The 7,533-nt window shown below is 69.2% G+C and carries 12 protein-coding genes; 10 read left to right on the top strand and 2 right to left on the bottom strand.

From position 1 onward, the window contains the following. The first annotated feature begins 36 nt into the window (after window positions 1–36). From N5D30_RS16185 to N5D30_RS16170, 4 genes are all read left to right on the top strand, one after another. Entirely contained in the window at window positions 37–681 is a 645-nt protein-coding gene (locus N5D30_RS16185; RefSeq protein WP_220812938.1) for a pentapeptide repeat-containing protein, read from the top strand. Window positions 682–816: 135 nt separating this feature from the next. Beyond that, window positions 817–1,287 (top strand): hypothetical protein, encoded by a 471-nt coding sequence (locus N5D30_RS16180; protein ID WP_279909762.1) that lies wholly within the window; start codon window positions 817–819, stop codon window positions 1,285–1,287. A gap of 13 nt (window positions 1,288–1,300) precedes the next feature. Next, window positions 1,301–1,537, top strand: a complete 237-nt coding sequence (locus N5D30_RS16175; RefSeq protein WP_279909761.1) for a helix-hairpin-helix domain-containing protein — start codon at window positions 1,301–1,303, stop codon at window positions 1,535–1,537. 88 nt (window positions 1,538–1,625) lie between these two features. Beyond that, window positions 1,626–2,324: a polysaccharide lyase family 7 protein gene (locus N5D30_RS16170; protein WP_220812941.1), complete on the top strand. Its 699-nt coding sequence runs from the start codon at window positions 1,626–1,628 to the stop codon at window positions 2,322–2,324. Window positions 2,325–2,339: 15 nt separating this feature from the next. Here N5D30_RS16170 and N5D30_RS16165 read toward each other — a convergent pair whose 3' ends face one another. Continuing rightward, the gene (locus N5D30_RS16165; RefSeq protein WP_279903640.1) at window positions 2,340–2,993 is read right to left on the bottom strand and encodes a response regulator transcription factor; all 654 of its coding nucleotides are present in this window, start codon (window positions 2,991–2,993) and stop codon (window positions 2,340–2,342) included. Beyond that, a complete protein-coding gene (locus tag N5D30_RS16160; protein WP_279909760.1) occupies window positions 2,990–3,943 on the bottom strand; it encodes an ATP-binding protein in 954 nt (317 codons plus the stop codon). The genes N5D30_RS16165 and N5D30_RS16160 overlap by 4 nt, the downstream gene beginning before the upstream one ends. Before the next feature lie 274 nt (window positions 3,944–4,217). On the opposite strand from N5D30_RS16160, the gene N5D30_RS16155 reads away from it, so the two are divergent. From N5D30_RS16155 to N5D30_RS16130, 6 genes are all read left to right on the top strand, one after another. Then, entirely contained in the window at window positions 4,218–4,346 is a 129-nt protein-coding gene (locus tag N5D30_RS16155; RefSeq protein WP_279909759.1) for a hypothetical protein, read from the top strand. Then, window positions 4,343–4,606 carry a hypothetical protein gene (locus N5D30_RS16150; RefSeq protein WP_279909758.1) on the top strand — a complete coding sequence of 88 codons (264 nt, stop codon included), beginning with the start codon at window positions 4,343–4,345 and terminating at the stop codon, window positions 4,604–4,606. The genes N5D30_RS16155 and N5D30_RS16150 overlap by 4 nt, the downstream gene beginning before the upstream one ends. Before the next feature lie 126 nt (window positions 4,607–4,732). Beyond that, window positions 4,733–5,278, top strand: a complete 546-nt coding sequence (locus tag N5D30_RS16145; RefSeq protein ID WP_279909757.1) for a PQQ-dependent catabolism-associated CXXCW motif protein — start codon at window positions 4,733–4,735, stop codon at window positions 5,276–5,278. Window positions 5,279–5,331: 53 nt separating this feature from the next. Continuing rightward, window positions 5,332–5,994: a response regulator transcription factor gene (locus N5D30_RS16140; RefSeq protein ID WP_220812946.1), complete on the top strand. Its 663-nt coding sequence runs from the start codon at window positions 5,332–5,334 to the stop codon at window positions 5,992–5,994. After that, window positions 5,994–6,827: a DMT family transporter gene (locus N5D30_RS16135; protein ID WP_279909756.1), complete on the top strand. Its 834-nt coding sequence runs from the start codon at window positions 5,994–5,996 to the stop codon at window positions 6,825–6,827. Before N5D30_RS16140 ends, N5D30_RS16135 begins: the two co-directional genes overlap by 1 nt. Before the next feature lie 142 nt (window positions 6,828–6,969). After that, window positions 6,970–7,500, top strand: a complete 531-nt coding sequence (locus N5D30_RS16130) for a transposase (RefSeq protein WP_279909755.1) — start codon at window positions 6,970–6,972, stop codon at window positions 7,498–7,500. Window positions 7,501–7,533 lie beyond the last annotated feature (33 nt).

Here is a 7,533-nt window from a genome sequence, read left to right as displayed (position 1 = left end):
TATCGGTGCGCATCGCGCACCCTCGGGAGCATCGCCATGAAGTACCTGCACCTGATCCTGCCGGCCGCCCTGCTGCTGGCCGGCAGCTACGCCCTCGCCGCCGACGACGCCCTGGTCGTCAACGGCTGCCGCATCGAGCCGGACAGCCACTGCCCCGGCGCCAACCTCAAGGGCGCCGACCTGCGCAACCAGGACATGCGCCGCATGGACCTGGCCGGCGCCGACCTCTCCGGCGCCGACCTGCGCCACGCCACCCTGGACCTGGCCAACCTGGAAAAGGCCAATCTCAGGCAGGCCAACCTGACCCGCGCCAGCCTGCAGCAGAGCAACCTGCGCCTGGCCGACTTCAGCGGCGCCAAGCTGGTGGCCGTGCAGGGCTGGGGGTTGTTCGCCCAGGCCGCGCAGTTCCAGGGGGCCGACCTGTCCGCCGCGTACCTGGAGTTCGCCCGCCTCTCCGGCGCCAAGATGCACGACGTCAAGCTGGTCGCCGCCGACCTGGAAATGACCTGGCTGAGCAAGGCCGACCTCAAGGGCGCCGATCTCAAGGACGCCAACCTGCAGGAGGTCAAGCTGGGCGGCTCTAACCTGGAGAACGCCGACCTCACCGGCACCCGCACCCGCTTCGGCAACTTCCAGGACGCCAACATGGAAGGCTGCACCAACTGCCCGAAGGGGTGGTGACCGGCTTCAGGCTGCGTACGAAAATCCCCGGCCGCCGAGGCGCTCGGAGGGCGACTTTTCGTACGCAGCCTGGCGCCGCCCCGGCAGCGGAATGGCTACACTGGCGGCCCCGAAGTCCCGTCCAGGATGGACCACATGACCGATACCCCCACGCTTGCCGCCCAGCCACGCCGCGCGCTGTTGCGCATGCTGCCCTGGGCACTGCTGCTCGCCCCTTTCCTGCTGCTGGCCCTGTGGCTGCAGTTCGGCTCCCGCGAGGCGTGCGCACCGCAACTGCTCGGCGTACCGCAGGTTTACTGGGCGCTGCTGGGGGCGACCCGGGGCCTGCCGCTGCTGATACTGATCTTCACCCTGGCCCAGCTTCCAACCGCGCTCAAGGTGCTGCGCGACGGCTACTTCCCGCCGCTCGACGCGGTGTGCCTGCGCCCCACCCTGGCTCGGCGCGGCCCGATGATCCGCCTGCTGCGCGGCTACCCGATGCTGATCGCGCCGGTGCTCGCACTCGGGCTGGTGCTGCTGGGTCACCAGGCCCACGAGGAGGTCATGCACGGCCGCAGCATCGACGATCTGCAGCGGGCCCTCGAAGCCGACTGCCACCATCCCTGAACGGAGGCCGCACATGCCCTTTCCCGACGAGCAGCGCCAGGCCCTGCTGGCACTCAAGGGCGTCGGTCCGACGGTGATCCAGCGCCTCGAACAGCTGGGCTTCGACTCCCTACAGCGACTGGCCGAGGCGGACGCCCGCGACATCGTCGAACAGGCCGCAGCCCTGCTGGGGTCGAGCTGCTGGAAGAACAGCCCGCAGGCCAGGGCCGCCATCGAGGCGGCCATCGAGCTGGCACGCCGCCAAGGCTGAACCGCTCGTCCAGAAACCCATGGAGCGCTGAACTTCCGGGGGGAGCGGGGTCGGAATCCCCACCGTTTCGCTTGCCAAGGACGATCCCATGCTCGATCTGACGACCTGGAACCTGACGATCCCGGCCACCGAATCCGCCACGCTGATCACCACCGAGCGCCTCAACCGGGGCTACAGCAGCCAGTACTTCCGCCCGCAGAACGACAACAGCGTGCGTTTCTGGGTGCCGGTGAACGGGTCGCGCACCCTCAACTCCAGCTACCCGCGCAGCGAACTGCGCGAGACCTGGCAGAACGGCGAGCCGCGCAACTGGTACCACGGCGAAGCGGACAACATCCTCAGCGCCGTGCTCACGGTCAACCAAGTTCCGAGCAAGAACAAGCTGGTGATCGGCCAGATCCATGCCATCAACCGCCCCGGCGACGTCGGCTCGCCGCTGGTCAAGCTGCAGTACCACTTCCGCCCGGAGAGCAACAGCGGGCGCATCGAGGCGCTGGTGCGCAAACACCCGGACGACAGTCAGGTGCAGAACATCCTGCTGGTCAACGACGTGACCCTGGACGAGCGCTTCGCCTACCGCCTGCGCCTGACCGCCAGCGGCCGCCTGGGCATCACCGTGTACAGCGACGACGATGATGGCTCCTACTACCGCCAGATGGCCGCCGCCTGGAGCCGCGAGCCGCTCTACTTCAAGGCCGGCGCCTACGTGCAGGACAACGCCGGCAGCGCCTCGGAAGGCGGCCGCGCCACCTTCTACCACCTCAATACCGAGCACCGCAGGCCCTGAGGGCCTGAGGGAAGTTCAGGCCGACTGGCGGTCGCCGACCCTCAGCACGCCGGTATCGATGGCCAGGTGCACCAGGCCGGCCAGGGAGTCGACGCCCAGCTTGTTCTTCAGCAGCGTCATGTGGTTCGACACGGTCTTGCCGCTGATGCACAGGCGCTCGGCGATCTGCCGGGTCGGCAGGCCACGGGCGAGCATGATGAAGATCTCCATCTCCCGTGGCGTCATGCCCGCCAGCAACGGATCGCCACTGGGCTCCGGCCCCTTGTGGCAGGCCAGCTGTGTCGCCAGCGACTGCTCGATGTAGGGGTAGCCGGCCAGCACCCGGCGCACGGCCTCCACCAGCACGTCCGGCGCGCAGCGCTTGCTCAGGTAGCCCGAGCCGCCGGCGTCCAGCGCCTGGCGCACCAGCGGCAGCTCCTCGTGCATGCTGAAGAACAGCACCGGCAGCTGCGGCAGGCGCTGGCGCAACCGGCGGCAGGTCTCCAGGCCGCTGATGCCGGGTAGGCCGATGTCCATCACCACCAGGTTGGGAATCCAGGTCTGCACCAGGGTCAGGGCATCCTCGCCGCTGGCCGCCTCGCCCACCCGCACCTCGGGCAGCAGCGCGCCAAGGAGACTGGCGTAGCCCTGGCGCACCACCGCGTGATCGTCCACCAGCAGAATCTTCATGCGCTCGCCTCCTCCAGCGGGACTCGCAGGTACAGCGTCCAGCCGCGCCCCGGACGCCCGCGGTAGTGCAATTCGCCGCCGAGGCCGCGGGCCCGCTCGCTCATCGAGCGCAGGCCGACTCCCTGCCCCGCCGCCGGCCGGCCATGGCCGTCGTCGCGCAGCGACAGGCACAGGTCCGCGCCACGTCTACGCACGCGCAGACGCACGTTGCGGGCGCCGGCATGGCGGACGACGTTGGTCAGCGCCTCCTGCAGCAGGCGATGGAGCTGCAGCTTGCGCTCGCGGCCGGGCTCCGGCAGGCGTGCATCGAAGCCGACGCGGCAGTCGATGCCGGCGGCGCTCCGCTGCGCCGCGAGCTGGCGCACGGCCTGCTCCAGCGACAGCTCGTCGAGCATCACCGGATAGAGGTCGCGGACCAGAGCGTGGAAGCCCTGCTGCAGCGCCTGGCAATGCTGATCCAGCCGCTGCGAGGCCCCGCGCACGGCCTGCGGGTCGTCGGCCAGCAGGGCGAACAGACCGGCCTGGGCGCGGATGCCGGCGACGTACTGGCCGAGGTCGTCGTGCAGGGTGCGCCCCAGGCGATTGCGCTCCTGCTCCTGCGCCTGCAACAGGGTCTGCTGCAGGCGCCGGTTCTCCGTCTCGGCGCTGTGCAGCGCGCCGGCCATGCCCGCGACGTGGCCGACCAGGCGCTGCACCTCGGGCAAACGGGAGAGGCAGGTGGAATGGACAGGTCGCGCGCCGGCGCAAAGCGCCTCGACCGCCGCGAGTGCCTGGCGCAGCGCCCGGCGGATCGCCAGCAGGCACAGCAGCACCAGCAGGCCGAACAGGCCAAGCAGCCCGTACAGCGGGGCGGCTCCCTGCGTCACGCCCGGCAGCGCGGCGAGCACGACCAGTGCCGCGGCCGCGAGCGGCAGCAGGGTCGGCAGGTCGATACGCTTCGGCGCGATCATCTCAGCGCACCGGGACGTGGACCTGCACGCCGGACACGCCGGTGGCGGCCAGGACCTTGTCGACCCCGGCGAGGCTGATCACCAGCAGGGCCAGGAACAGCAGATGCTTGGCGGTATGCATGACGGATCGCTCCGATTCTTGTTGTGCCTCCATGCTAGGCACTGCGCGGCCGAAAGGTCTTCCTACCTTGGTACTGGCCGAGCACTACTTTCTGCATATTTCGCGGGCCCGGGGCGGTTCCTATGCTGGCAGGGAGCCTTCGAGGACACCCACATGCGCCAGTTCGCCCTCCATGCCCTGGTCTACCTGCTCGGCATCGCCAGCGCCGCCTTCGTCGCCACCGAGGCCCACGCGGCACCCGGCGACGCGCCCGCATCGGCGACGACCGGAGCACGGTCATGAAGGTGCTGCTGGCCGTCGGCCTGCTCCCCGCCCTGGCGGGCGGCGGTCTGGTGCTCGGCGTGCCCGAACCCCATCCGTCGCAGCGCACCGCCTACCTGGTCGGCAGCCAGCGCCTGCCCTGCCTCTATGCGCGCCTGGCCGTGCAGCAGGGCAAGAACGTGGCGCGCGGCCAACTGGAAGACTGCGCCCAGCGCTGGAAGGACCGGGAAGCGGCCGCCCTGCTGGCCGCCGCGCCCGCTGACGAGCCTCCGCAGCACTGAAACGCAGCCCCCGCCGACCCGACCGCCCGGTCAGCAACCAGTACTTTGGTACTGGTTTTATTCACCATCGTAGGATTCCCAAAGGTCGGAGACTTGCCTGTAATAGGGATGAAGGAGTCGTATCCGATGCCGCGAGCGTTGCCGTTGTCGTACCTGTTGCTGGCGCTGTTCACCGCTTCCGTCGCCGCCGAGGAGTCTCTGCCCCTCTTCAGCGCCGACGGCTACCGCCAGGCGCACTACCGCAGCCCGACACCCGATGGCGTCGACGGTGCCCGGACGGTGGATACCGGCGATCTGCAGGCGCTGCTGGCGAACACGCCACGGCCGGCGCTGATCGACGTCTACCGCCGGCAATGGCTGTTCGGCCGCTTCATCGCCGACGAGGCCCACCACAACCTGCCCGGCAGCCTGTGGCTGGCCAACACCGGCGACGGCGTTCTGCTGCCACCCTGGGACGACTACTTCGCGGCGCAGCTACAGCGCGCCAGCCACGGCCGCAAGGATTGGCCGCTGGTGTTCTACTGCCGCTCGGACTGCTGGCTGGGCTGGAACGCCACCCGCCGCGCCCGGGCGCTGGGCTATACCCGGCTGTACTGGTACCGCGACGGCATCGACGCCTGGCAACAGGCGGGCCTGCCGTTGGAGCCGGCGGAGCCGGTCGCGTTACCCTAGGACAAAGCGTTGCGTGCCCTACATAACGACAAGAAGAAACGAGGTGAATGGCTGTGTACAAGATACTCATCGCCGATGACCATCCGCTGTTCCGCGAAGCGATCCACAACGTGATCGCCGATGGTTTCCCCGGTAGCGCGGTGATGGAGACCGCCGACCTCGACAGCACCCTGGAGCTGACCCAGGACCACGACGACCTCGACCTGATCCTGCTCGACCTGAACATGCCCGGCATGCACGGCCTCAACGGGCTGATCAACCTGCGCAACGAGGCGCCGACGGTGCCGGTGGTGATCGTCTCCGCCGAGCAGGACAAGCAGATCGTCCTGCAGGCCATCACCTACGGCGCGGTCGGCTTCATCACCAAGTCCAGCCCGCGGGCGCAGATGACCGAGGCCATCGAGCAGATCCTCAACGGCAACGTCTACCTGCCCTCGGACATCATCCGCACGCAGAAGAACCCCTCCCGGCGCAGCCACGAGGAACCGAGCATCCCGCCCGAGCTGCTGCAGGCACTGACCCGCAAGCAGCTGCTGGTGCTCGAACGGATGACCAAGGGCGAGTCGAACAAGCAGATCGCCTACAACCTCGACATCGCCGAGACCACGGTCAAGGCGCACGTCTCTGCCATCCTGCGCAAGCTCAACGTGCACAACCGGGTACAGGCCATCCTCTCGGCCAGCGACATCGACTTCAGCTCCTACCTGCGCCGCTGATGCTGCGCGTCGCATCGCTCACGGCGCTGGCCATGCTTGCCTTCGCCGGCAACTCGCTGCTGTGCCGCGCCGCCCTGCGCGACAGCGCCCTGGACCCGGCCAGCTTCACCGCCATCCGCCTGCTCTCCGGCGCCCTGGTGCTGGCCCTGCTGGTCGCGCTGCGCCGCCAGGGTCCGATCCGCGGCGACTGGCGCTCGGCCCTGGCGCTGTTCGGCTACGCCGCCGGCTTCTCCTTCGCCTACGTCGAACTGGACGCCGGCAGCGGCGCGCTGATCCTGTTCGGCGCGGTGCAGGCCAGCATGATCGGCTATGGCTGGCTGAAGGGCGAACGGCTCGGCCCGGTGCAGGTGGTCGGCCTGGTCTGCGCCCTCGGCGGCCTGCTGTTCCTGCTCCTGCCCGGCGCCAGCGCGCCGTCTCCGCAAGCCGCCGGCATGATGGTGCTGGCCGGCGTGGCCTGGGCCTTCTACTCCCTGCTCGGGCGCGGCAACGCGGACCCGCTGGCCGCCACCGCCGGCAACTTCCTGCGCAGCCTGGTCGCCCTGCCGCCACTCGCGGCGCTGTACCTGGGCCACCTCGAATGGGACGGCCTCGGCGCGCTCTACGCGGTACTCTCCGGGGCGCTGGCCTCGGGCATCGGCTACGCCATCTGGTACGCCGCCCTGCCCCACCTCAAGGCGATCCAGGCGGCGAGTGTGCAGCTCAGCGTACCGATCATCGCCGCCGCGCTCGGCGCCCTGCTGCTCGGTGAAGCCCTCGGTCCGCGCCTGATGATCGCCTCGGTGGCGGTGCTGGGCGGGATCGGGTTGATTCTGGCGAGCAGGCGGCGGGGATAAGCGGCCTCGGTGCGCACGGCGCACCCTACGGTCGTTGTCGCGGCGGGGGATCGGTCACGGCCACGCGATGTAGGGTGCGCCGTGCGCACCGGCAACCACCTGTCTATGCTCACGAGGTTTCGAGCGACAGGGAAAGGACAGGATGTCCCGCTACCGCCGCTGCCAGGACGGCAGCCTGTACTTCTTCACGCTGGTCACCGAGGGACGGCGCGCTCTGCTCACCGAGCCCCCGGCGCGGCAGGCCTTGCGCCAGGCCATCGAGCGGGTCCGCCAGCGCTACCCGTTCGCCATTCGTGGCTGGGTGTTGCTGCCGGACCACCTGCACTGCATCTGGGAACTACCCGAACATGACCGGGACTACGCCAGGCGCTGGTCGATCATCAAGCGCAGGACCAGTCAGGCACTGGCATTACCAGGCGGTACAAGTCTCAGCCGGCATCTGCGCCGAGAGAGCCCACTGTGGCAACGGCGATTCTGGGAACACCAGATTCGCGACGAGCATGACTACGAGCGCCACCTCGACTACCTGCACTGGAACCCCGTCAGGCATGGTCTGGTGCAGCAGGTGGCGGACTGGCCGTGGTCCAGCTTTCACAGGCTGGTTCGGCAGGGGGTGTATCCGGGCGATTGGGGCGGTACGCAGGCGCCAGACGATGCGGGGTTTGGCGAGTAGATTCGATGCGCGCGGCATACCCGACAATCGCAG

The sequence above is a fragment of the Pseudomonas sp. GD03875 genome (assembly GCF_029840585.1).
Lineage (GTDB): Bacteria > Pseudomonadota > Gammaproteobacteria > Pseudomonadales > Pseudomonadaceae > Aquipseudomonas > Aquipseudomonas paralcaligenes.
The sequence above is the reverse complement of the archived record's forward strand: the minus strand, read 5'-3'. Positions and strand labels throughout refer to the sequence as shown.

Excerpts from the sequence above, each read along its gene's own strand:
- N5D30_RS16155 (WP_279909759.1), top strand. The coding sequence starts at position 4,218 with ATGCGCCAGTTCGCCCTCCATGCCCTGGTCTACCTGCTCGGCATCGCC.
- N5D30_RS16180 (WP_279909762.1), top strand. The coding sequence starts at position 817 with ATGACCGATACCCCCACGCTTGCCGCCCAGCCACGCCGCGCGCTGTTG.
- N5D30_RS16165 (WP_279903640.1), bottom strand. The coding sequence starts at position 2,993 with ATGAAGATTCTGCTGGTGGACGATCACGCGGTGGTGCGCCAGGGCTAC.
- N5D30_RS16160 (WP_279909760.1), bottom strand. The coding sequence starts at position 3,943 with ATGATCGCGCCGAAGCGTATCGACCTGCCGACCCTGCTGCCGCTCGCG.
- N5D30_RS16135 (WP_279909756.1), top strand. The coding sequence starts at position 5,994 with ATGCTGCGCGTCGCATCGCTCACGGCGCTGGCCATGCTTGCCTTCGCC.
- N5D30_RS16130 (WP_279909755.1), top strand. The coding sequence starts at position 6,970 with ATGTCCCGCTACCGCCGCTGCCAGGACGGCAGCCTGTACTTCTTCACG.
- N5D30_RS16150 (WP_279909758.1), top strand. The coding sequence starts at position 4,343 with ATGAAGGTGCTGCTGGCCGTCGGCCTGCTCCCCGCCCTGGCGGGCGGC.
- N5D30_RS16185 (WP_220812938.1), top strand. The coding sequence starts at position 37 with ATGAAGTACCTGCACCTGATCCTGCCGGCCGCCCTGCTGCTGGCCGGC.
- N5D30_RS16175 (WP_279909761.1), top strand. The coding sequence starts at position 1,301 with ATGCCCTTTCCCGACGAGCAGCGCCAGGCCCTGCTGGCACTCAAGGGC.
- N5D30_RS16145 (WP_279909757.1), top strand. The coding sequence starts at position 4,733 with ATGCCGCGAGCGTTGCCGTTGTCGTACCTGTTGCTGGCGCTGTTCACC.
- N5D30_RS16170 (WP_220812941.1), top strand. The coding sequence starts at position 1,626 with ATGCTCGATCTGACGACCTGGAACCTGACGATCCCGGCCACCGAATCC.